The sequence below is a fragment of the Betaproteobacteria bacterium genome (genome assembly GCA_016720855.1).
In the GTDB taxonomy this organism is placed as follows: domain Bacteria; phylum Pseudomonadota; class Gammaproteobacteria; order Burkholderiales; family Usitatibacteraceae; genus FEB-7.
In genome coordinates, this window is record JADKJU010000002.1 from 878,851 (window position 1) to 901,167 (window position 22,317).

Genomic DNA, 22,317 nt, shown 5'->3' on the forward strand with positions numbered 1-22,317 from the left:
CCTCGCCTAGCGGCTCTCGGGGCGGGCGGCGAGGATGTCGCGCAATCCGTCCCAGAGGATGAGCGCCACGCCCACCGTGATCGCCGAGTCGGCGACGTTGAAGGCAGGCCAATAGTATCCCGCCGCGTGCAGCTGGATGAAGTCCACCACGTGACCGAGGGTGAGGCGATCCCAGAGGTTTCCGGCGGCGCCCCCCAGCACGAGAGCGAGTCCGCCGGCCAGCACCCGGTTGCCGCCACTTTTCCGGAGCATCGCCAGGAGGGCCGCGGAAACGGCGAGCGTCACGACGACGAAGAACCAGCGTTGCCAGCCGCCGGCCCCCGCCAGGAAGCTGAAGGCCGCGCCGGTGTTGTGCCAGAGCACGAGGTTCAGGAAGGGAGTGACCCCATGCACTTCGCCGGCCGTGAAGGCGGCGCTCACCCAGGCCTTGGTGGCAAGGTCGAGCAGGGCGACAGCGGCCGAGAGGATCAACCATCGAGGCCACGGTGCTCTTCCGCGATCAGGCATGCCGCCGTTCCTCGCCGGGCCCTTCGATGTTCGATACGCACCGGCCGCAGATGCCGGGATGTCGCGGGTCCGAGCCGGTGTCCTCCCGGTAATGCCAGCACCGCTCGCACTTCGCCTGCGTGCTGGCGGACACGCGAACCGCCAGCGATTCCCCGGTCTCGACCGTAGCGGTGGAGGTGATGAGGACGAAGCGCAGGTCGTCGCCGAGGCTCTCGAGCAGCGTGCGGTCGCCCTCCGGCGCGGCGATCTCGACCTCGGCCTGCAGCGACGAGCCGATGCTGCCCGACTGGCGCAGCTCCTCGAGCTGCTTCTGCACGAGCGCGCGGATCTCGCGCAGCCTTTTCCACTTCACCAGCAGCGCCGCTTCTCCCTCCTGTTGCGGCAGCACGCCGTCCCAGGTGTGGAAGAAGAGGCTCTCTTCACGCCCCGGATGCAGGACTGTCCACGCTTCCTCGGCGGTGAACGAGAGGATCGGCGCCATGAGGCGAAGGAGGATCTGCGTGATGTGGTGCAGCGCCGATTGCGCCGCGCGCCGCGCCCGGGAATCGCGGCCGCAGGTGTAGAGCCTGTCCTTGAGGATGTCGAGGTAGAAGCCGCCGAGATCCTCCGAGCAGAACGTCTGGATGCGCTGCGTCACGACGTGGAATTCGAATCGCGCATAGTCGGCGGTGGCGGCCTCGGCCATCTCCCGCGTCATCGCAAGGGCGAACCGGTCGATCTCGGGCCAGCGCTCCGGCGGCAGCAGGTCCTTGCCCGCATCGAAGTCGGCGGTGTTCGCGAGCAGGAACCTCAGCGTGTTGCGGATGCGCCGGTAACCCTCGACCACGCGCTTGAGGATCTCGTCCGAGATGTAGAGCTCCCCGGAGTAATCGGCCGAAGCCACCCACAGCCTGATGATCTCCGCGCCCAGCGTGTCGGACACTTTCTGCGGGGCGATCACGTTGCCGAGCGACTTCGACATCTTGCGGCCCTGGCCATCGACGACGAAGCCATGGGTGAGGAGCGAGTCGTAGGGGGCGCGTCCGTGCATGGCGCAGCTGGTGAGCAGGCTCGACTGGAACCAGCCGCGGTGCTGATCGGAGCCCTCGAGGTAGAGGTCGGCGGGCCACTTCTGCCCCTTGAGGCCGCGCAGCACCGAGAAGTGCGTCGTGCCGGAATCGAACCAGACGTCCACGGTGTCGGTGATCTTGCGGTACTTCGCGGGATCGATGCCGAAATCCTCGCAAGTGGCCGCGAACCACGCCTCGATGCCGCCCTTCGCGACGCGCGCGGCGGCCTCCTCGAGCAGCCGTTCGGTCTCGGGGTGAAGCTCGTCGGTTTCGCGGTCGAGGAAGAAGGGCAGGGGCACGCCCCAGTTGCGCTGGCGCGAAAGCGTCCAGTCGGGGCGGTTCGCAATCATCGCCTCGATGCGCGAGCGCCCCCAGGCCGGGTAGAAGGTCGTGTTCGCGATGGCCTGCTTCGCCGTCTCGCGCAGGGTGAGGCCATCCTCCCCCGGCTTGTCCATGCCGACGAACCACTGCGTCGTCGCCCGGAAGATGATCGGTGTCTTGTGACGCCAGCAATGGGGATAGCTGTGGCGGAAGGGCTCGTTCCTGAAAAGGGCGCCGTTGGACGCCAGCAGATCGAGGATCGGCTTCTCCGCCTCGCGCACGCCGAGCCCGGCGAAGTGCGGCACGGAAGGCTTGAAGCGGCCGCGGTCGTCCACCGGCTGGTCGAGCGGCAGGCCGAATGCCACGCCGGCGATGAAGTCCTCGGCGCCGTGCGCAGGGGCGGTGTGCACGAGGCCGGTGCCCGCCTCGAGCGTCACGTGCTCGCCCAGGATGAGCGGCACCTCGCGCGGCTCGAACGGGTGGAGGAAGGCGAGGCCGGCAAGCGCGTCGCCCGCTGCGTGGCCCAGGACTTCCCCGGCCTCGAGGCCATAGCGCTTCAGGCACGCCTCGCGAAGCTCGGCCGCAAGGATCAGCGCGCCGCGCTCGGTGGCGACCAGCTCGTATTCGTGGCCGGGGTGCGCGGCGATGGCCTGGTTGCCCGGCAGCGTCCACGGGGTGGTCGTCCAGATGACGGCGAATGCCCGGTCGGGTGCTGTTGCGAGGCCGAACGCGCGCGCCACCGCTCCCGGGTCGGCTGCCAGGAAGGCGACGTCGATGGCGGCGGAAGTCTTGTCCTCATACTCGACCTCGGCCTCCGCGAGCGCCGACGCGCAGTCGATGCACCAATTGACGGGCTTGAGGCCGCGATAGAGCAGGCCCTTCTGCCAGATGCGGGAGAGCGCCCGGATCTCGTCCGCTTCCGTGGCGAAATCCATGGTCTTGTAAGGGTGCTCCCAGTCGCCCAGCACGCCCAGCCGGCGGAAGTCCGCCTTCTGGCGCTCGATCTGCTCGGCGGCGTAGGCGCGGCACAGCTCGCGGGCCTTGTTGCCCTCCAGGTGGCGGCCGTGCTTCTTCTCGATCTGGTGCTCGATGGGAAGGCCGTGGCAGTCCCATCCGGGCGTGTAGGGGGCATCGAAGCCGGCCAGGGTCTTCGACTTCACGATGATGTCCTTGAGGACCTTGTTCACCGCGTGGCCGATGTGGATGTCGCCGTTTGCATACGGCGGGCCATCGTGAAGCACGAACAGGGGGCGTCCCCGGCAGGCCTCGCGGATGCGGCGGTAAAGGGCCTTCTCCTGCCACGCCTTCACCCACTCCTGTTCGCGCCGGGCGAGGTCGCCGCGCATCGGGAAAGGGGTGTCGGGCAGGTTGAGGGATTGCTTGTAGTCGGTCTCCGCAGCGTTTGCCATCAGGTCCCCGTTTCGCGGAAAAAGGCCCGCGCCGCGTCGCAGTCCGCGCGGATCTGCGCCACGAGCTCGTCGAGCGAGGCGTATTTCGCCTCGTCGCGCAGCTTCTTGAGGAACTCGATGGAGAGGCGACGCCCGTAGAGGTCGCCCGAGAAATCGAAGAGGAACGCTTCGAGAGTCGCCGGGCCGTTGCTGGCAACGACCGGCTTGTATCCCAGGCTCGCCACTCCCTCGAGTCCGCGAGTTGCCGCACCGAAGCATCTTACCGCAAAGACCCCCGTCATCACGGGGCGCCCGGGTGGCAGCGCCAGGTTGGCCGTGGGAAACCCGAGGTTGCGCCCGAGCTTCGCGCCGTGAACGACGCGGCCGCAGATGGCGTAAGGCCGCCCGAGGAGCCGCGCGGCAAGGTCGAGATCGCCGCAGGCGAGCGCTTCGCGAACGCGCGTGCTCGACACTTTCTCGGCGCCTTCCGCGACCGTGGCGAGCGTCTCGACCTCATAGCCGAGGCGCGCGCCCTCGGCGGCGAGCAGGGCGACATCGCCCAGGCGCCTCGCCCCGAACCGGAAGTCGTTGCCGACCAGCACGCGCCTTGCGCCGTGCGCCTGCCTCAGGCGAAGCGCGAATGCCTGCGGCGAAAGCGCGGCGAACTCGCGCGTGAAGCGGCAGACGTAGGCCATCCCTATGCCGGCCGCCTCGAAGGCGTGCAGCTTCGCCGACAGCGACGACAAGCGGGGCGGCGCACGGTCCGGAAACAGCAGCTCCCGGGGAAGCGGCTCGAACGTGAGCACGGCAGGCACCACGCCGAGCGCCGCCGCCTCGCGGACGACGCGGGCAAGCAGCGCATGGTGGCCGAGGTGGACGCCGTCGAAGCTGCCGATGGCGATTACCGCATCGGGAGCGCCGGACTTCGGGTCGCGGATGACGGAGAGCGTCATTCGTGCCGGACGAACTGGCCGAGGCGATAGCCCAGTGCCCACAAGGTTGCGAAGTAGGCGGTCATGGCCCCCAGGATCACCAGCGAGAGCTTGAGGGCGCGTGCGGCCGTGGGGATGGCGAACCACGATTGCTCGGTCCCCATGCCGAACCAGATGACGCCGCCCATCATGTAGACCGCCACGGCCACCTTCAGGAGGAACGCGCCCCAGTCGGGGCCGGGCTCCCACGCGCCTGAGCGGCGCATCAGCCACCAGAGCCAGGCGGCATTGAAGGTGGCGCCCACCGAGATCGCGGCGGCCAGCCCGGCGTGCCTGAGCCACGGAACGAGCGCGAGGTTGGCCAGCTGGGTGACGACCAGGGTCGCGAGCGCGACCTTCACCGGCGTGCGGATGTTCTGCCTGGCGTAGAACCCGGGCGCGAGGACCTTCACGAGGATGATTCCGGCCAGCCCGATGGCATAGGCCACCAGGGCCGAGCGGGTCATCAGCACGTCGTGCCGCGTGAATTCGCCGTGCCAGAAGAGCGTGGCCACGAGCGGGACGGAGAGCATGGCGAGCCCCACCGCGGCGGGCAGCGCCAGGAGGAGGGTGAGCCTTAGCCCCCAGTCGAGCAGTTGGGAATAGGCGGCCGCGTCCTGGTTGTTGTGGTGCTTCACGAGCGACGGAAGGAGCACGGTGCCCAGCGCCACCCCCAGCAGCGCCGATGGAAACTCCATCAGCCGGTCGGCGTAGTAAAGCCAGGACACGGGCCCGTCGCCCAGCCACGACGCGATGTGGGTATTGATGACCAGGCTCACCTGCGCGACCGACACGCCGAGCGCGGCTGGCGCCATGAGCTTGAGGACCCGGACCACGCCCTCGTCCTTCGGGTCCCATTTGGGCATCGGCAGCATGCGGATGCGCAGCAGGAAGGGAATCTGGAAGGCGAGCTGCAGCACCCCGCCCGCGAAGACCGCCCAGGCCAGCGCCAGGATGGGGCGGTCGAAATACGGTGCGGCGAAGAGGGCAAACCCGATGAATGACAGGTTCAGCAGGACCGGGGTGAAGGCGGGCACCTTGAAATGCCCCCACGTGTTGAGGATCCCGGCGGCAAAGCTGGTGAGCGAGATGAAGAAGATGTAGGGGAAGCAGATCCTCAGCATCGTCACCGTCAGGGCGAACTTGTCGGCATCCTTGGAGAAGCCCCACGCGCTCGCGTACACCAGCAGCGGGGCCGCCACCACCCCCACCACCGTTGCCACCAGAAGCGCCACCGACAGCGATCCCAGGACCCGCGCCGCGAGCGCCCGCGTGGCCTCCTCGCCCTGCCTCGACTTGTACTCGCCCAGGATGGGCACGAACGCCTGCGAGAACGCGCCCTCCGCGAAGAGGCGGCGCAGCAGGTTCGGGAGACGGAAAGCGACCACGAAGGCGTCCATCGCGAACCCGGCCCCGAAGGCGATGGCCAGGAGCGTATCGCGCACGAATCCCGTGATGCGCGAGACGAGCGTCATCGCGCTGACCGAGACCGCTGCCTTGAGGAGGTTCATGGTCGCTGGGGCGCGGTGCGGGCCGCGGCGGACGGGAAAAGCGAAGGAGAAGCTAGGGCTTTGTTTTGACAGGACAAGCGTTGTATAATATCAGGCTTCGTTTTCGAACTCCCGACCCAGGATCACAACATGGCCAACTCCAAGCAGGCCGCGAAACGTGCCAAGCAGGCGGTAAAGCAGCGCACCGCCAACATGGGCCTTCGCACCACCCTTCGCACCGCGATCAAGAAGGTGCATACCGCGATCGCCGCGGGCGATGCCAAGGCCGCCCAGGCCGCGTTCGACGCGAACGTCTCGACGATCGACCGCATCGCGGACAAGAAGATCATTCACAAGAACAAGGCCTCGCGCCACAAGAGCCGCTTGGCGCAACAGGTCAAGGCGCTCGCCGGCCGCGCCTAGTTTCCACCGCCGGGGGCTTCCCCGCCCCCGGGCACGAGGGTGATGCCCGGCACCGGGCAGTGCTGCGCCGGCTCTTCCGGGGGGCGCGGATCGATCACCCTGCGTTCGTTCATCGGCGGCCGCCCCGCCGCGGTTGCGGCACCCGCAGAATTTGCCGATAATCGTTCTCCCTGGATCCACGGCGGCGCGAGGCCGCCGTGATCGTTTTTGCGAGGCGAAAATGACAGCCGTCCACCTCATGAAAACCTATTCGCCCCAGCCCGTGGCCTTCGCCCGCGGCGAAGGGGCGTGGCTCTGGGATACCGAGGGCCGGCGATATCTCGACGCGCTCGCGGGCATCGCGGTGAGCGGCCTCGGGCACGGTCACCCGGTGCTCACGAAGGCGATCGCGGACCAGGCCGCCAGGCTCATCCATACCTCCAACCTCTTCCGCGTGGTCGAGCAGGAACGGCTGGCGGACAAGATCTGCGCGCTTGCCGCGATGGACAACGCGTTCTTCTGCAACTCGGGGGCGGAGGCCAACGAGTGCGCCATCAAGATCGCGCGCCTGCACGGCCACCAGCGCGGCATCGAGAACCCCTCGATCGTGGTGATGGAGAAGGCCTGGCACGGCCGCACGCTCGCCACGCTCTCCGCCACGGGTTCCCGCAAAGCGCAGGCCGGCTTCGAGCCGCTGATGGGCGGGTTCCTGCGCGTCCCCTACAACGACCTGGGCGCCATCGAGCGGTTGAGCGAGCACCCGTCGGTGGTGGCAATCCTGATGGAAGTGCTGCAGGGCGAGGGCGGGATCCACGCCGCGGACATGGACTACCTGAGGAAGCTGCGCGAGATCTGCGACCGCCGCCAGTGGCTGCTCATGATCGACGAGGTGCAAAGCGGCATCGGGCGCACCGGCAAGTGGTTCGCGCACCAATGGGCGGGAATCGTCCCGGACGTGATGCCGCTCGCCAAGGGCCTCGCCTCCGGCGTCCCCGTCGGCGCGTGCCTGGCGCGCGGCGTGGCGGCCGACGTGTTCAAGCCGGGCAACCACGGCACGACGTTCGGCGGCGGCCCCCTCGTGTCCGTCGCTGCCCTGACGACGCTCGAGATCATCGAGAAGGACGGACTCCTCGCCAACGCCGCGCGCCAGGGCGAGGCGATCATGCAGGGGCTCGCGCGGGAGTTTTCGGGGGTCGCTGGCGTGAAGGAAATCCGCGGCAAGGGACTCATGATCGGCATCGAGCTCGACCGCCCCTGCGGGGAACTCGTGCGCCGCGGCCTGGAGGCCGGGATCGTGATCAACGTCACCGCGGACAAGGTGGTGCGGCTGCTGCCGCCCCTCATCTTCGGCGACGCGGAATCGCGCGAGCTGGTCGCCCGCCTGGGGCCCCTGGTGAAGGCCTTCCTCGCGGAGGCGCCGCCGGCCGCCGCTGGCTGACCGCCATGAGGCATTTCCTGCAGTTCCGCGACTTCACCGCCGAGGAGTTCGAGCATCTCTTCAAGCGCACCCGCGTGATCAAGGAGCGGTTCAAGAACTACGTCGCCTACCAGCCGCTCTCCGACCGGATGCTCGCCATGGTCTTCGAGAAGAGCTCGACGCGTACGCGCGTCTCCTTCGAGGCGGGCATGTTCCAGCTCGGCGGCGTCTCGATCGTGCTCAACATGGGCGACACGCAGCTCGGGCGCGGCGAGCCCATCGAGGACGTCGCGCGCGTGGTCTCGCGCATGGTGGACATCGTGATGATCCGCACCTTCGAGCAGTCGATCATCGAGCGCTTCGCGGCGCACTCGCGCGTTCCCGTGATCAACGGCCTTACCGACGAATACCATCCGTGCCAGGTGCTCGCGGACATCTATACCTTCGTCGAGCACCGCGGTCCCATCGCGGGCAGGACCGTGGCGTGGATCGGCGACAGCAACAACATGTGCAACACCTGGCTCCAGGCCGCCACGCTTCTCGGATTCAAGCTGAATGTCGCAAGCCCCACGGGCTACGAGCTCGAATCCTCCCGGGTGGCCGGGATCGGGCGCGACCACCTCGAGCTCTTCGGTGACCCGATCGCCGCCGCGCGCGGTGCCGACCTCGTCACCACCGACGTGTGGACGAGCATGGGCCGGGAGCACGAGACCGACGCGAGGAAGGACGCCTTCGCCGCCTTCACCGTCGATGCCGAGATGATGGCCGCGGCCCGCAAGGACGCGCTCTTCATGCATTGCCTTCCCGCGCATCGCGGCGAGGAGGTTTCCGCCGAGGTTCTCGACGGGCCGCAGAGCGTGGTGTGGGAAGAGGCTGAAAACCGCCTGCACGCCCAGAAGGCGCTCATGGAGTACCTCCTTCTCGGCCGCGTCGAGACCTGAACGCGCTGCGGCCGGGAATCGCGGCCGGGCGCGACCGCAATCAACTTCCCGGAGGGACCATGCCATCCTTTGACATCATGTGCGAGGCCAACGCGGTGGAGGTCAAGAACGCCGTCGAGCAGGCCAACAAGGAGATCTCGAACCGCTTCGACTTCAAGGGGTCCGACGCGAGGGTCGAGCAGAACGAGCTGGAACTCACCGTCTTCGCCGACGACGACTTCAAGCTCGGGCAGGTGCGCGACGTTCTCAACGCCAAGTTCGCCAAGCGCGGGGTGGACGCGCGCTTCCTGACCGTGGACAAGCCCGAGAAGATCGGCGGCGACAGGGTGAAGCAGGCGATCACCGTCAAGAACGGCGTCGAGACGGAGGTGGCGAAGAAGATCGTGAAGATGCTCAAGGATGCGAAGCTCAAGGTCACGGCCTCGATCCAGGGGGACGCGGTTCGCGTCTCCGGCGCCAAGCGCGACACGCTGCAGGAGGCGATCGCGCTCGTTCGCGCAGGCGTGACCGAGGTTCCGCTCTCGTACCAGAACTTCCGCGACTAGCCCCGATCGAGCCCCTCGATCCAGCGCCCGTACAGGCGCCTGGCCGTGTCCGCGAGAACGGGCAGCCGTTCCCCGGACTGCCCTTCGATCGCAAGCGTGCCCTGCACCGCGGGGCTGTCCCGGCTCTCGGCGATCTCGCGCGCTCCCGTCTCGCACCAGCTCCGGACAAGATCGGATGTCATCTCCACATGGCACTGCATTCCGAGGTGGCGCCCTGCGACCACGTAGGCCTGGTTCGCGCAATGCTCGCCGCGCAGGATGCGGCTCCCGCCGGGCGGGATCGTGAACGTCTCCCCGTGCCACTGGAACGTCGTGAACGTCCGCAGGTCCGGCCCGAACCACTCGCGTGCCTCGGGCGTATCTTCCACATCGACACGATGCCAGCCGATTTCCTTCACGGGGTTCGCCGTGACGCTGCCGCCCAGCGCTTTCGACAGGAGTTGCCCGCCAAGGCAATGGCCGATCACGGGGATCCTGCGCCGGACCGCATCGCGGATGAGGGCGAGCACGGGTTGCGTCCACGAGAGGTCGTCGTTGGCGCTCATGGGTCCGCCCATGAACGAAAGCCCGGCGAACCCTTCGGCGATTTCCGGAACGGGCTCGCCCTCGTCGAGCTTCACGAGGTGCCATTCGATCCGGTGGTTCTCGAGAAAAGTGGCAAAATACCCCGGCCCCTCCGTGGGGGCATGGCGAAAGACGGCGACCGGCTTCATCGAATGGGCCTCCTCGAACGGATCCGGCATTCTATGGCGGCTGCCCTTGTCGTGGCGCTGCCCGCGGGCGCGACCGAAGTGAACGTGATCGGCCTCTTTCCCGGCAAGGCGGTCGTCGTGATCGATCGCGGCGTGCCGCATACGATGTCGGCCGGCCAGCGCACGGCGGAGGGCGTGTTGCTCATCGCAGCGGACTCGCGCTCGGCCACGCTCGAGATCGACGGCAAGCGGCAGGTCCTCGAACTGGGGCAGCACGCGGAGTCGGCGGCTCTCACGGGGGCCCTGCAAGGCGTCACGCTGGCGGCGGACGGCAACGGCCACTTCACGACCGAGGGGCAGATCAACGGCGCCCGCATCCGGTTCCTGGTGGACACGGGTGCCACCCTGGTCACGATTCCCGCGTCCGAGGCCCGGCGCCTCGGCATCGATTACCTGCGCGGCCAGCAGGTGGTCTCGCAGACGGCCAACGGGCGGGTGATCGTCTATCGGGTCCGGCTCGATTCCGTGACGGTGGGAACCATGACCCTCCTCGCGGTGGACGCGGTGGTCCACGATTCCCCGGGGCTCGAGATCGCGCTCCTGGGAATGAGCTTCCTCAATCGCACGCAGATGCGCCGGGAGGGAGAGAACCTCACCCTCACCAAGCGCTACTGACGGACGGCGGGTACGCTCAGCAGGCCGGCCAGTTCTTTCGCACCATCGCGTAGGCCGAATGATTGTGGATGGATTCGAAGTTCTCCGATTCCACGACGTAGGCCTCGATCCTCGGGTCCAGGTTCAACCTGGCCGCGATGTCGCGGACCATGTCCTCGACGAACTTCGGGTTGTCGTAGGCGAGTTCGGTCACGTATTTCTCGTCAGGGCGCTTGAGCAGGCCGTAGAGCTCGCTCGAGGCCTGCTTCTCGACGAGGTCGATCAGCTCCTCGATCCACACGAAACTCTGCACGCGCGCCGCCACCGTCACGTGCGAGCGCTGGTTGTGCGCCCCGTACTCGGAGATCTTCTTCGAGCAGGGGCACAGGCTCGTCACGGGCACCTGCACCTTGAGCGCGAACTGCTCGCGGCCCTCGATGATCTCGCCGATGAAGACGACCTCGTAGTCGAGCAGGCTCTGCACGCCTGACACCGGAGCCTTCTTCGCGACGAAGTAGGGAAAGCTCATCTCGACATGGCCTGTCTCGGCCTCGAGCTTCTTCACCATCTCGCGCAGCATGGCGCGGAAGGAGTCGACGGTGATCTCGCGCTCGTGGGCGTTGAGGATCTCCACGAACCGCGACATGTGCGTGCCCTTGAACTGGTGCGGCAGCCCCACGTACATGTTGAAGGTCGCGATGGTGTGCTGAATCCCCCCGGCCCGCTCGAGGATCCTCATCGGGTGACGGATGGCCTTGATCCCCACCTTGTCGATGGCGATTCTGCGGACGTCGGGTGTGGCCTGGACGTCCGGGATGGGCAGCTGGCTTCGCTGGTTCACGGGGTTCCTTTCGGTCAGCCGTAGAGTATAAAAGGCGCCGATAGTTGAGTAAACCGCTCAACTATGGGGCGTTCGACTCACGGTTGAATTCACTGCCTGGAGTAGGGATAGGCGGCATTGCCCTTGAACGGAGGTTCCCGGCCCACGAGCGACTCGAGAAGGATCAGCTCGTCGTCCGAGTGGTTCTGGAAGGGCCCGGGTTCGGCGTCCATGATGCCGCCGCGTTGGCTGATGACGAGGGGTTGCTCATGGTGCGTGGTCGTCACGGTCTTCGTGGACATGCCGGGACCATCGATCCCGGCTTCCCCGTAGCAGAGGCAAAAGTAGACCTTTTCGGGGTCCACCTCGAGGTACGCCCCGGTGCCGCGGATGCCGATGGTCGCATTGCCCGCCTTGATCACCACCGGTTTCTTGCCGAAGACGGAGAGTACGCGGCCGGTCTGGATCAGGATCCGGCTCATCACGCCGCCGGACTCCGCGAACTCCAGCGTGGTGTTCTCGCGGACCAGGAAGGCATCGTCCCGAATCACGACGATGGCCATGCTGCCGGGCCCCGTGCTCACCTTGTCGCGGGCGGAAACCGGCGTTCCGACCTGCGCCGGGCGACCATTCACCATGGCGGTTCCCTTCAGCTGGTTTACGCCCGGGATCGCCGGGAGGTCCCCCTTGGCAAGCGCGCGACTCATGAAGCCGGAAAGGCCGCCCGCCCCGATTGCGGCGCCGGCAGCCATCCGCGCGATGAAACGCCGACGTTCGCGGGAAGTCCGGTCAGGCTGTTCGTTGTTCATTAAGGTCTCCGGTGTCGGCGGGGCGCTTGCGAAACACGATGTCCCATGAGTCATGGCCCAGGCGCAGCCCGCGCCGCTCGAACTTGGTCTCCGGGCGCATTGCTGGCCGCACGGCGAAGCCTGCATGGGTGTTCTCGAGCGATGCTACCGCGGAAAAGGTCGCCAGGATGTGCTCGGCGTATTCCTGCCAGTCGGTGGCCGCATGCAGGCAACCACCGGTCGCCAGCCGTGAGGCCAGCAATTCGGCGAAGGCGGGCTGCAGGAGCCGGCGCTTGTGATGCCGCTTCTTCGGCCACGGATCGGGAAAGAAGACATGGATGCCCGCCAGCGAGCCGGGCGGGACCATGGTCGTGACCACTTCGACGGCGTCGTGCTGGATGATTCGAATGTTGGTGAGCGCATGCTCATCGATCTGCTTCAGGAGTGCGCCAACGCCCGGAGAGTGGACTTCGATCCCAAGATAGTCATTTTCCGGGGTCTGTATGGCGATTTTCGCCGTCGTCTCTCCCATGCCGAAGCCGATTTCGAGGATTTTTGGGGAATTTCGGCCAAATACCGAAGAAAGATCGAGCATTCGGCCCGAAAACGGTATTCCGAAGCGTGGCATGAGCGTTTCGTAGGCACGCTGCTGCCCGGGCGAAAAGCGACCCTGGCGGAGGACGAAGCTGCGAATGGGCCTTGTTGTTGCATCCATGCGTCAATTTTACCCAAGCGCGGCGGCGATCCCCGGGTTTTCGTTGACGCCCCCAGACGACCTCCGCACTATCAGGGCATGTCCGCCTCCCGATTCTGGCCGCTGGCCTTGGCTCTTGTCGTCTTTCCCGCTGTCAGTGCGGCTGGCGATTACGTGGGGGTCCTGCGCCTGCCGGGAGCTCCCGCCGCGTTGGCCATTCCGGAGCCCGGCTTCTATTGGTCACAGGTTGAGCTGCTCGGCGGCGGGCTTGCCCCAGCCCCGGGAGCCGAGGGGCTCAAGCTGAAGCTCGGCTATCGCTATTCCCCGTATCTCTCGGTGGAAACCGGCTACGCGGATTCCGGCCTGGAGGCGGCTCAATGGCCGTTTTCCGCGGCCTCTTCGCGGTCTCGCGGCTACACCATGGAGACCATCGGCTCCGTCCCATTCGGGACGCGCGCGGCATTCTATGGCCGGGTGGGCGCTTGGCGCTCGGGGGGTGGGCCCTTCCTGCTTTCCGAGGGGGACGCGCCCAGCCGGCCGGGCGCCGGCCTTCACTATGGATTGGGGTTCAAGGTCGACCTCACGCGCCAGATCGGGCTGCAGGCCGAGATGGAGCGCATCTCGCCTCTCGACCGCTGGGGAACCCGCGAGCCCGACGCCGACCATGTTTCCGTCGGCGTGACCTGGCGCTTCTAGGCTTTGTGTCCGATGAGCCCTTCAGTGGGCGAACTGGCAGCCGCGGCGTAGGGCTTCTTCGCCATGCGGCCGGCGCGCCAGGCTTCGCGCCCCGCCTCCACCGCGAGCTTCATCGCTCTCCCCATCCGGACGGGATCGAGCGCCTTGGCGATCGCGGTGTTCATGAGCACGCCGTCGCAACCCAGCTCCATCGCCACAGCGGCGTCGGAAGCGGTGCCGATGCCCGCATCCACGAGGACCGGGATCTTCGCGCGGTCCAGGATGATCTGCAGGTTCCAGGGGTTGAGGATTCCCATTCCGGAGCCGATGAGGGAGGCAAGCGGCATCACCGCCACACAGCCCGCGTCCTCCAGCTGGCGCGCGAGGATCGGATCATCGCTGCAGTAGACCATCACCTGGAAACCCTCGGCAACCAGCGTCTTCGCGGCAGCGAGAGTTTCCGGCATGTTCGGAAAGAGGGTCTCGGCATCGCCCAGCACCTCGAGCTTCACAAGCGAGTGCCCGTCCAGCAGTTCGCGCGCCAGGCGCAGTGTGCGCACGGCGTCCTCGGCCGTGTAGCAGCCGGCGGTGTTGGGCAGGATCGTGTACCGGGAAGGGGGAAGCACCTCGAGCAGGCTCGGCTCGTTCGCGTTCTGGCCGATGTTCACTCGCCGGATCGCCACGGTGACGATCTCGGCGCCGCTCGACTCGATCGCGAGGCGGGTCTGCTCGAAATCGCGGTACTTGCCGGTGCCGACCAGCAGGCGCGAGCCGTAGGCCTTTCCGGCGATGACCAGACGGTCGTCCATCAGCCTCCTCCCACGGCCACGACCACCTCCAGGCGGTCGCCGTCGGCCAGTTCGGTTTCCGAATAGCGGCTGCGCGGCACGATCTCCCCGTTCCTCTCGATCGCGATGCGCCTGCCGTCGTAGCCCAGTTCCCCGACGAGCCCCTGCACCGTGAGCGGTGGAGCGAAGCGCCTGTCCGCGCCATTGACCTTCAGCAGCAATTCCATGGGGGAATTCTAGCGCGGGAAGCGCCTGCCCGGCCTTGAGGAAGGTCACATCTGCCGGAAGCGGTGGGCGTAGGCGCGCGAGACAGGGAGCTCGGTCCTGCGAGTATCCTTCAGGCGCACGAATACCCGCCCGCCCAGGTCGCGCCGGGTGGAAGCAACGAAATTCAGGTTGACGAGGGTGGAGCGGTGCACTTGCGCGAACGCAGCGGGATCGAGCTGCGTTGCTATATCCGAGAGCGCGGTGCGGATGAGTGACTCCCCGTCTGCCGTCACCACGCACGTGTACTTGTCCTGCGCCTGGAAGTAGAGGACTTCCTCGACGGGAATCTGGTGCACCTCCTCGCCCTTCAGCGCCCGCACCCAGCGCAGGAATCCTGCGCCTCCTCCCGGCAGCGAGGCGGCGATCCGGGCGAGAATCTCCCCGATCCCGGGCGGGGTCTCGCGCGCCGCGATCCTGGCCTTCAGGCGCTCGATTGCACGCGCGAGGCGCTCGTCCGCCACGGGCTTCACGAGGTAATCGACCGCGTTCCGGTCGAAGGCCTCGACCGCGTACCGGTCGAAGGCGGTCACGAAAACCACGTGGGTGGGGCTTTCGATGCGTGCGGCGAGCTCAAGACCCGTCAGACCCGGCATGCGGATGTCTAGGAAGGCGGCATCCGGCTCGCGTTCGCGAATCGCCGCGAGCGCCTCGATTCCGTTGCGTGCAGAGGGAAGAAGCGAGGCCTCGGGCCACAGGGCGGCGAGCCGGCCGCGCAGGTACTGCGCGAGCGCTGGCTCGTCGTCCGCCACGAGGACCTTCGGCGCCGTGGCACTCATGGCGCGGCCACCGGAAATTCAAGGGCGACGACCGTGCCTTGCGGCACGTTGTCGCGCACCGAGAGCCGGGCCGCCTCGCCGTGCGACAGGCGCAGCCGCTCGCGCACGTTGGCGAGCCCGACTCCGCCTGCCGTCGCGTCGGAGAATCCCACCCCCGTGTCGGCGATTTCGAGGAGCAACCGGCCTTCGATCCTGCGAGCCCGCAATTCGATCGTGCCACCCTCGACCTTCGGCTCGATCCCGTGCCGGATCGCGTTTTCGACAACAGGCTGGACGAGCATCGGCGCGATCTCGATAGCGGCGAGCTCGGCCGGCAGGTCCATGCGGACCTCGAGGCGATCGCCCATGCGGATCTTCAGGACCTCGAGGAAATCGCGGATGAGGGAGAACTCGTCGGCGAGCGACGTGCTGGTTCGCCGCGTCCCGGCGAGCGTGGCGCGCAGGAAGCGAATGAAGGTCTCCAGCATGTGCCGCGCGCGCGCCGGATCCGCGTCGATGAGGCTCGTCACGTTGGCGAGCGTATTGAAGAGGAAGTGCGGCTCGATCTGCGCCTGCAGGGCGCGCAGGTTCGCGACCGTGGCCTCGCGCTCGATATCCGCCGCGCGGCGTTGCTCGCGCGCGAGCGCCGCCTCCGCGAGTGCGCTCTTCTGGCGCCAGAAGAAGATGATCCCGATCACGATCGAGATCACCAGGCTCGTCATCGCGATGGCGAGGATCCAGCCAGGATCTCCCAGTCGCGGCAGGATTTGGTGCCCCAGCAGCCCGGTGGCGAGCCAGAACCCGATGACCACGCCCGCGGTGCTGATCGTCATGTAGTAGGCGGTGACGATAACGCGGCCGGAGCGCAGGACCGCCGGCTCGATCGTCCGCCCGGCAAGCATGAAAATCAGGTGCAGCGTGTAGCCGACGCACATCGAGACCACGAAGTTGATCCACAGCCAGTTCGCCGACGGCAGCCGCCAGTTCGACGCGAGTCCGAAGAAGGTGAACAGGACCGCGAAGCCCATGCTCCAGATGAAGGTGTAGAGGAGATTGCGCGCGAAACCCGGCTTCCAGCGCCTGAACCAGGGGAACATCTCGAGCGGGTGCGAGCCGGCGCGCGCGCGCAGAACCTGTTCGCGCTCCGCAGGGGAGAAGACAGGGTTGAAATTCGCCATGGCGAGCATCCTATCCCGGGAAGGCTCGCCGGGAAGCCGGGATGCGACGGACGGGCCGTCGAGGGCGCCGGTGGCGCCAGCCCGGCGCCAACGATCCTGCTACGACGGGCGAAAAGACCTCGGGTAGAATGGCGCCTCGCTGCGGGTGTAGCTCAATGGCAGAGCAGAAGCTTCCCAAGCTTACGACGAGGGTTCGATTCCCTTCACCCGCTCCAAAACCCCCTGCAATGCCTTCCCGGACTCCCTCTTTCGCCGCCCGCATCGTTGCGTGGCAGCGTCGCCACGGCCGCAGCGACCTTCCCTGGCAGGGCACGCGCGACCCGTACCGGATCTGGATCTCGGAGATCATGCTGCAGCAGACCCAGGTGGCGACCGCCATCCCCTATTTCGATCGCTTTCTGGCGCGCTTCCCCGACGTGGCGGCGCTCGCCGCGGTTCCCGAGGATGAGGTCATGCGCCTGTGGAGCGGGCTGGGCTACTACGCCCGGGCCCGCAACCTGCACCGGGCCGCGCGTGCGATCGTCGCGGAGCATGGCGGGCGTTTTCCCCTGTCGATGAAGGAAGCGCTTGTCCTGCCGGGCATCGGCCGCTCCACCGCCGCTGCGATCCTGGTCTTCTCGACCGGAGAAGCGCACGCGATCCTCGACGGAAATGTGAAGCGGGTGTTCGCGCGCCATTTCGGGATTCCGGGGGCCGTCGACTCCGCGGCGACGCTGGCGCAGCTGTGGCGGCTGGCGGAGTCGCTTGTGCCCCCGAAAGACGCCGAGCGCTACACGCAGGGCCTGATGGATCTTGGGGCCACCGTCTGCACGCGGACGAATCCGGGCTGCGCGAACTGTCCCGTCCGGAGCAGTTGCGTTGCCCTTCGCGACGGGCGCATCGCTCAGCTTCCAGGCCGGAAGCCCGCGCGTACTTCGCCGGTCCGCGAGGTGGCGATGCTCGTCATTGTTTCTCGCGGCGAGGTGCTGGTCGAGAAGCGCCCCTCCCCGGGGATCTGGGGCGGACTGTGGAGCCTTCCCGAGGCGCCCGTCAATGCGGAGCCTGCGGCGTGGGCAGCGAAGGTCCTGGGGCTGCGCGTGGACCGCGCCGATGCCCTGGAGCCGTTCAAGCATGCGTTCACCCACTTCACGTTGGGCGCGAAGCCGTGGCTACTCCGGTTGAAGGGCAAGGTCCCGGCTGCGCGCGAGGCGGGCGCGATGTGGCTTCCCCTGCAGGAAGTCGCGGCAGCCGCGCTTCCGGCGCCGGTGAAGCGGCTTCTTGCGCGCCTGGCCAGGGCGCGCGCCTAGCCGAGCAGTTTCCGCTCGATCAGGAAGCGGTGCAGGACCGCGAGGCGCGCGCCGGGGTCGGTGAGTTCCAGCAGCTTCTGCTTCGCGTCGTTTCGAAGCGGCAGGATTTCGGCGAGGCGGAAGCCCACCCAGCTCGCCTCGTCGTATCGAAAGGGCTGCGCGAAGCGCGCCGGGCCCAGGGCGGCCACGACGCTGCGCACGAAGTCGGCACATGGCGCGAGCTCGGGCGTCTGCACGGGGCCTTCGGCGGGAATGCGCTCGATCTCGCCCAGGATCAGCCCCGAGGGCGTGGTCTTCGTCGCGAGCAGGCGCAAACGCTCCAGCCCTTCGGCCGTCACCTTGAGAATGCCGACGGTTTCCATGTCCCAATCCGCCATTCGCGCGAGGCATCCCACCGGCTCCGGGACCGCGGGCGTGCCCACCTCGGCGCCCTCCCGGATGAGGCAGACCCCGAACACGGAATCGTCCTTGAGACAGGCTTTGGCCATTTCCAGGTAGCGCTGCTCGAAGATGCGGAGCGGCAGGCGCATTCCCGGGTATAGCACGGTCGAAAGCGGGAACAAGGGCACGGTCTCGACGGGCCTGGTCCCCGCGGAGAGGAGGTTCATGACAAGCACGTCCGGCGCGTCCCTATTCCCGCTCGAGGTCTCGGTGGCGGACGATCAGCGGGTGATTGGGGCGCAGGAGATCGGCGAGACCCTCCACGAGATACACGGAGCGGTGGCGCCCTCCGGTGCAGCCGATGGCCACCGTGAGGGCGGCGCGGCGATCGAGCGTGAACTTCGGCAGCCAGCGCTCCATGAATCGGTGGATGTCATCGAGCAGCAGGCGAGCCTGCGTCTCGCGCTCGAGGAAGGAGGCCACCTCCGGGTCGCGGCCTGATTTCGGCCGCAACTGCGGGTCGTAATACGGGTTGGGCAGGAAGCGCGCGTCGAAGACGAAATCCGCGTTGAGCGGCACGCCGCCCTTGAAGCCGAAGGACTCCAGGCACACCACCAGGCGCGACGGATCGGTCACGAGGAGGTCGTGGATCCATGCGCGAAGCTGCACCGGAGTCAGGGAGCTCGTATCCACGCGATGGCCCAGTTCCGCGATGGGTGCGAGCAGGGAGCGCTCCATCGCGATGGCCTCTTCCAGCGTGCGGCCCTCGCCTGCCAGCGGGTGAGGTCGGCGCGTCTCGGAAAAGCGTCGCACCAGGCTCGCGTCGCTCGCGTCGAGGAAGACAAGGCGCACATCGGCGCCGTTGGCGCGTTCTTCCTCCACGACTTTCGGAAGGATTCCGATCGTGTCGGCGCTGCGCGCATCGGCGCTCACCGCGACGCGCGGCTCTCCGCGCGAGGCAACCCAGGACACCAGCCCGCCGATGAGGCTGGGCGGGAGGTTGTCGACGCAGAAATAGCCCGCGTCCTCGAGCGCCTTGAGGGCGACGCTCTTCCCCGAGCCGGATACGCCACTGACGAGAGTGAGCTGCATCAGTCGCCTCGCGGCTCGCGGTCGGGGGAATCGCCGGCGCGCATGGCGGCCGCCTGGCGCGAGATGAAGTCGCGTGTCGAATCGATGCCCCGGGTCATCAGGATGTGGTTGCGAACGGCGGCCTCGACCAGCACCGCGAGGTTACGGCCCGGCGCGACCGTGAACGTCACGGTCGGGATCTCCACGCCCAGGACGGTCCGCGTGCCGGAGCGCGTGGCGAGGCGCTCGCGCTCCCGGTAGCCTTCCGTCGGAAATTCGAGATGGACGATGAGGCGCAAAGCCTTGCGCGGGCGCACGGCCGTCTCGCCGAAGATGGAGCGGATGTTCAGGACGCCCAGGCCCCTCACCTCGAGGAAGTCGCGCAGCATGGGCGGGCAGCGGCCCTGCACCGTCTCCGGACCGATCTGCTGCAGTTCCACGACGTCGTCGGCCACCAGGCCGTGGCCGCGCGAGACGAGCTCCAGCGCGAGTTCGCTCTTGCCGATCGAGGATTCGCCCGTGATGAGGACCCCGATCTCCAGGACGTCCAGGAAGACACCGTGCAGCGAAGTCACCTCGCCCAGCTCGCCCTGCAGGTACGGGCGCAGGACGTTGATCACCTGCTGGCTCGACTCGCGCGCGGCGAGAAGGGGAATGGCAGCCTTCGTCGCGGCACGTTCCAGCGCGGACGGGACGGCAAGGTCGTCGCCGACGACGATGCACAGCGTGTCGCCGCCCGCCAGGCGATCGAGCATCTCGTTGCGTGCCGCTTCGCTCATCCGCGCGATGTAATCGAGCTCGCTCGATCCGAGCACCTGGACGATGAGCGGGTGGATGAGGTTCAGGTGGCCGATGAGCCCCAGTCCCGGCCGCGAGAGCATCTCGTTGGTGAGCTCGCGGTGGCTGCCCGAGGCGCCCGCGGCCCAGGCTAGCCCCAGGCGTTCGCGCCGGTCCTCAAAGAGCTGCTGAACGCTGAGGCGTGGCATACGGCGACCACTGCGTGAGCAGGCGGTGGGCCGCGTCGGCGTCGCCCGCGGCAAGGAGGCGTTCGCGCAACTCGCCGTCGCTGAACATCTGGGCCAGGTCCGACAGGATCTCCAGGTGCTGCTCGGTGGCGTGCTCGGGAACCAGCATCGCCAGGACGAGCCGAACCGGCTGGCCATCCGGAGATTCGAAGGGCACGGGCGACTGCGTGCGCACGAAAGCGCATAGCGTTTCCTTGAGGTTCTTCAGCCGGCCGTGCGGGATGGCGACTCCGTAGCCCAGCCCCGTCGACCCCAGCTTCTCGCGGTCGAAGAGGCTGTCGAAGACGCGCGCTCGCGGGATCTGCCTGGAGTTCTCGAACAGGAGTCCGATCTGCTCGAAAAGCCGCTTCTTGCTGCCCACGTCGAGATCCAGCGCGACGTGTGCGGGGGGAAGCAGGGGCGAGAGCCTGTTCATCGGGGTAATCCCGGACGAATCCGCCTGCGCCTCAGGTGCCGGTTCGCTTGTTGCTGGCCGCATGGCGCCCCTCCTGGAACTTCTCCTTGTGCTTGATGATCTGGCGGTCGAGCTTGTCCACCAGGGCGTCTATCGCGGCATACATGTCGGCATCGTGGCACTCCACGTGAATATCCTTCCCCGAAACATGGACGGTCGCTTCGATCATCTGGTCGAGCTTCTGCACAGAAATGATCACGTTCATGTCGATGACCTGATCGAAATGCCGCTTGATCCGTCCGAGCTTGGAGACGACGTATTCGCGGATCGACGGCGTGATTTCGACGTGGTGTCCGGTAAGTTGGAGGTTCATCGAGTGCTCCTTTGCGTTGCGTTCAGAGGGACTTTCTCATGTTTGCGGGATGGATGTGCATCGCCTCGCGATACTTCGCCACTGTCCTTCGTGCAACCTGGATTCCCTGCTGCGCGAGGATGTCCGAGATGCGGTGGTCCGAAAGCGGCTTCCTGCCGTCCTCGGCGGCCACGAGCTGCTTGATGAGCGCCCGGATCGCCGTCGAGGAGCACGCGCCGCCCGTATCGGTGGCGACGTGGCTGCCGAAGAAGTACTTGAGCTCGAACATGCCGCGCGTGGTCAGCATGTACTTCTGCGTGGTCACGCGCGAGATCGTGGATTCGTGCAGGCCCACGGCCTCGGCGATCTCGCGCAGCACGAGTGGGCGCATGGCGACCTCGCCGTGCTCGAAGAAGTTCCTCTGCCGGTCCACGATGGCCTGGGTCACGCGCAGGATCGTGTCGAAGCGCTGCTGCACGTTCTTGATGAGCCAGCGCGCCTCCTGAAGCTGACCGGAGAGGTTCCTGCCGCCGTTGTCGCGCGAGGCGTGCAGGAGGTCGGCATACATCTTGTTGATGCGAAGCCGCGGCATCGCGTCGCGGTTGAGCTGCGCGACCCAGCGGCCGCCCACCTTCTTCACGGTGACGTCGGGCATCACGTACCTTACGTCGCCCTCGCCCCACGCGCGGCCGGGTTTCGGGTCGAGCGTCAGGATGAGTGCGCGTACCTCGCGCAGCTCCTCGTCGGTGATGCCGAGCAGTCGCTTCAGCTTGTTGAAATCGCGGGCCGCGAGCATGTCCAGGTGGCGCGAGGCCAGCTCGATCGCGCAGCCGCGGTGGGGCGTGGCCGGATCCATCGCCTTCAACTGCAGCACGAGGCACTCGGCCAGATCCCTGGCGCACACGCCGGCCGGCTCCAGGTTCTGCACCTGGCGAAGGGCGATCGAGACTTCCTCGACCTCGAGGTCCGGGATTTCCGACAGGCCGGAGGCGTGCAGTTCCTCCAGGCTTGCCGTGAGGTACCCGTCGCCGTCCAGGTTCGTGATCACGAGAAGGGCCAGGCGCTTGTCGCGCTCGCTCATCGCGGTGAGCTGCAATTGCCGGATGAGGGCTTCCTGCAGCGCAGGCTCGGCTGCGGCGATTTCCGTGAAGTCGTCTCGATCCTCGTCATTGCGCCGGGTGCCGCCCGAGGGTTCGTCCCCGAAGGAAATCGAGTCCTCGGGCTGCGCGGAGGACTCGGTCTCGGAGGAGGGCGCGGCATCGGCGCCCGGGGCGGCAGGCGCTTCGTCGCCGGCGAGGTCGGCGCGCTCGAGGAGCGGATTTTCGGCCAGGTAGCGCTCGAGCTCCTGGTTCAGCTCGACCGTCGACAGCTGGAGCAACCGGATCGATTGCTGCAGCTGCGGCGTAAGCGTGAGATGCTGGGATAGCTTGAGCTGGAGGCTGTGCTTCATTTCGAGCGCCGCAGGG

Annotated in this window: 25 protein-coding genes and 1 tRNA gene; 8 read left to right on the plus strand and 18 right to left on the minus strand. The window is 67.3% G+C overall.

What is annotated here, in order from left to right:
- Nucleotides 1-6: 6 nt before the first annotated feature.
- Genes IPP91_11440 through murJ form a run of 4 tightly spaced genes read right to left on the minus strand, consistent with a single transcriptional unit; the run spans nt 7 to nt 5,747 of the window.
- Entirely contained in the window at nt 7-507 is a 501-nt protein-coding gene (locus tag IPP91_11440) for a lipoprotein signal peptidase (GenBank protein ID MBL0142685.1), read from the minus strand.
- Complete coding sequence (ileS, locus tag IPP91_11445) at nt 500-3,286, minus strand: isoleucine--tRNA ligase (GenBank protein MBL0142686.1); 2,787 nt, start codon at nt 3,284-3,286, stop codon at nt 500-502. The genes IPP91_11440 and ileS overlap by 8 nt, the downstream gene beginning before the upstream one ends.
- Nucleotides 3,286-4,218, minus strand: a complete 933-nt coding sequence (locus IPP91_11450; GenBank protein MBL0142687.1) for a bifunctional riboflavin kinase/FAD synthetase — start codon at nt 4,216-4,218, stop codon at nt 3,286-3,288. Before IPP91_11450 ends, ileS begins: the two co-directional genes overlap by 1 nt.
- On the minus strand, nt 4,215-5,747 hold the full coding sequence (gene murJ, locus IPP91_11455; protein MBL0142688.1) for a murein biosynthesis integral membrane protein MurJ: 1,533 nt from the start codon (nt 5,745-5,747) through the stop codon (nt 4,215-4,217). The genes IPP91_11450 and murJ overlap by 4 nt, the downstream gene beginning before the upstream one ends.
- A gap of 129 nt (nt 5,748-5,876) precedes the next feature.
- Here murJ and rpsT point away from each other — a divergent pair, with 129 nt between their 5' ends.
- From rpsT to IPP91_11475, 4 genes are all read left to right on the plus strand, one after another.
- Nucleotides 5,877-6,149 (plus strand): 30S ribosomal protein S20, encoded by a 273-nt coding sequence (gene rpsT / locus IPP91_11460; protein MBL0142689.1) that lies wholly within the window; start codon nt 5,877-5,879, stop codon nt 6,147-6,149.
- A gap of 238 nt (nt 6,150-6,387) precedes the next feature.
- Entirely contained in the window at nt 6,388-7,566 is a 1,179-nt protein-coding gene (locus IPP91_11465) for an aspartate aminotransferase family protein (GenBank protein ID MBL0142690.1), read from the plus strand.
- A 5-nt stretch (nt 7,567-7,571) separates the two neighbouring features.
- Nucleotides 7,572-8,486, plus strand: a complete 915-nt coding sequence (gene argF / locus IPP91_11470) for an ornithine carbamoyltransferase (GenBank protein ID MBL0142691.1) — start codon at nt 7,572-7,574, stop codon at nt 8,484-8,486.
- Nucleotides 8,487-8,545: 59 nt separating this feature from the next.
- The gene (locus IPP91_11475) at nt 8,546-9,031 is read left to right on the plus strand and encodes a YajQ family cyclic di-GMP-binding protein (GenBank protein ID MBL0142692.1); all 486 of its coding nucleotides are present in this window, start codon (nt 8,546-8,548) and stop codon (nt 9,029-9,031) included.
- Here IPP91_11475 and IPP91_11480 read toward each other — a convergent pair.
- A complete protein-coding gene (locus tag IPP91_11480) occupies nt 9,028-9,744 on the minus strand; it encodes a type 1 glutamine amidotransferase (GenBank protein MBL0142693.1) in 717 nt (238 codons plus the stop codon). The two genes, IPP91_11475 and IPP91_11480, sit on opposite strands and share 4 nt — an antisense overlap.
- 21 nt (nt 9,745-9,765) lie before the next feature.
- Between IPP91_11480 and IPP91_11485 the strand changes: the two genes are divergently transcribed.
- Nucleotides 9,766-10,398, plus strand: a complete 633-nt coding sequence (locus IPP91_11485; GenBank protein MBL0142694.1) for a TIGR02281 family clan AA aspartic protease — start codon at nt 9,766-9,768, stop codon at nt 10,396-10,398.
- A 16-nt stretch (nt 10,399-10,414) separates the two neighbouring features.
- Here IPP91_11485 and IPP91_11490 read toward each other — a convergent pair whose 3' ends face one another.
- From IPP91_11490 to trmB, 3 genes are all read right to left on the minus strand, one after another.
- Nucleotides 10,415-11,218 carry a GTP cyclohydrolase I FolE2 gene (locus IPP91_11490; GenBank protein ID MBL0142695.1) on the minus strand — a complete coding sequence of 268 codons (804 nt, stop codon included), beginning with the start codon at nt 11,216-11,218 and terminating at the stop codon, nt 10,415-10,417.
- Between the two features lie 89 nt (nt 11,219-11,307).
- Complete coding sequence (locus tag IPP91_11495; GenBank protein ID MBL0142696.1) at nt 11,308-12,006, minus strand: FecR domain-containing protein; 699 nt, start codon at nt 12,004-12,006, stop codon at nt 11,308-11,310.
- Nucleotides 11,987-12,700: a tRNA (guanosine(46)-N7)-methyltransferase TrmB gene (gene trmB / locus IPP91_11500; protein MBL0142697.1), complete on the minus strand. Its 714-nt coding sequence runs from the start codon at nt 12,698-12,700 to the stop codon at nt 11,987-11,989. Before trmB ends, IPP91_11495 begins: the two co-directional genes overlap by 20 nt.
- Nucleotides 12,701-12,778: 78 nt before the next feature.
- Between trmB and IPP91_11505 the strand changes: the two genes are divergently transcribed.
- The gene (locus IPP91_11505; GenBank protein ID MBL0142698.1) at nt 12,779-13,375 is read left to right on the plus strand and encodes an outer membrane beta-barrel protein; all 597 of its coding nucleotides are present in this window, start codon (nt 12,779-12,781) and stop codon (nt 13,373-13,375) included.
- Here the strand turns inward: IPP91_11505 and IPP91_11510 are convergent.
- The 4 genes from IPP91_11510 to IPP91_11525 are packed head-to-tail and all read right to left on the minus strand — an operon-like array spanning nt 13,372 to nt 16,342.
- Nucleotides 13,372-14,163 (minus strand): thiazole synthase, encoded by a 792-nt coding sequence (locus IPP91_11510; protein ID MBL0142699.1) that lies wholly within the window; start codon nt 14,161-14,163, stop codon nt 13,372-13,374. The two genes, IPP91_11505 and IPP91_11510, sit on opposite strands and share 4 nt — an antisense overlap.
- Nucleotides 14,163-14,369, minus strand: coding sequence for a sulfur carrier protein ThiS (thiS, locus tag IPP91_11515; protein MBL0142700.1), 207 nt, complete (start codon nt 14,367-14,369; stop codon nt 14,163-14,165). Before thiS ends, IPP91_11510 begins: the two co-directional genes overlap by 1 nt.
- A 45-nt stretch (nt 14,370-14,414) precedes the next feature.
- The gene (locus tag IPP91_11520) at nt 14,415-15,185 is read right to left on the minus strand and encodes a response regulator transcription factor (GenBank protein MBL0142701.1); all 771 of its coding nucleotides are present in this window, start codon (nt 15,183-15,185) and stop codon (nt 14,415-14,417) included.
- Entirely contained in the window at nt 15,182-16,342 is a 1,161-nt protein-coding gene (locus IPP91_11525) for a histidine kinase (GenBank protein ID MBL0142702.1), read from the minus strand. The genes IPP91_11520 and IPP91_11525 overlap by 4 nt, the downstream gene beginning before the upstream one ends.
- A 141-nt stretch (nt 16,343-16,483) precedes the next feature.
- Between IPP91_11525 and IPP91_11530 the strand changes: the two genes are divergently transcribed.
- Nucleotides 16,484-16,557: transfer RNA gene (locus tag IPP91_11530), tRNA-Gly, on the plus strand.
- A gap of 12 nt (nt 16,558-16,569) precedes the next feature.
- Nucleotides 16,570-17,628 carry an A/G-specific adenine glycosylase gene (mutY, locus tag IPP91_11535; protein MBL0142703.1) on the plus strand — a complete coding sequence of 353 codons (1,059 nt, stop codon included), beginning with the start codon at nt 16,570-16,572 and terminating at the stop codon, nt 17,626-17,628.
- On the opposite strand, the gene IPP91_11540 is transcribed toward mutY, so the two are convergent.
- The 6 genes from IPP91_11540 to IPP91_11565 are packed head-to-tail and all read right to left on the minus strand — an operon-like array spanning nt 17,625 to nt 22,301.
- A complete protein-coding gene (locus tag IPP91_11540; GenBank protein MBL0142704.1) occupies nt 17,625-18,236 on the minus strand; it encodes an LON peptidase substrate-binding domain-containing protein in 612 nt (203 codons plus the stop codon). The two genes, mutY and IPP91_11540, sit on opposite strands and share 4 nt — an antisense overlap.
- A gap of 22 nt (nt 18,237-18,258) precedes the next feature.
- On the minus strand, nt 18,259-19,101 hold the full coding sequence (rapZ, locus tag IPP91_11545; protein ID MBL0142705.1) for an RNase adapter RapZ: 843 nt from the start codon (nt 19,099-19,101) through the stop codon (nt 18,259-18,261).
- Nucleotides 19,101-20,066: an HPr kinase/phosphorylase gene (locus IPP91_11550; protein MBL0142706.1), complete on the minus strand. Its 966-nt coding sequence runs from the start codon at nt 20,064-20,066 to the stop codon at nt 19,101-19,103. The genes rapZ and IPP91_11550 overlap by 1 nt, the downstream gene beginning before the upstream one ends.
- Nucleotides 20,035-20,520 (minus strand): PTS IIA-like nitrogen regulatory protein PtsN, encoded by a 486-nt coding sequence (ptsN, locus tag IPP91_11555; protein ID MBL0142707.1) that lies wholly within the window; start codon nt 20,518-20,520, stop codon nt 20,035-20,037. The genes IPP91_11550 and ptsN overlap by 32 nt, the downstream gene beginning before the upstream one ends.
- Nucleotides 20,521-20,551: 31 nt before the next feature.
- Nucleotides 20,552-20,872, minus strand: a complete 321-nt coding sequence (raiA, locus tag IPP91_11560; GenBank protein MBL0142708.1) for a ribosome-associated translation inhibitor RaiA — start codon at nt 20,870-20,872, stop codon at nt 20,552-20,554.
- Between the two features lie 22 nt (nt 20,873-20,894).
- A complete protein-coding gene (locus IPP91_11565; GenBank protein ID MBL0142709.1) occupies nt 20,895-22,301 on the minus strand; it encodes an RNA polymerase factor sigma-54 in 1,407 nt (468 codons plus the stop codon).
- Nucleotides 22,302-22,317: the final 16 nt, after the last annotated feature.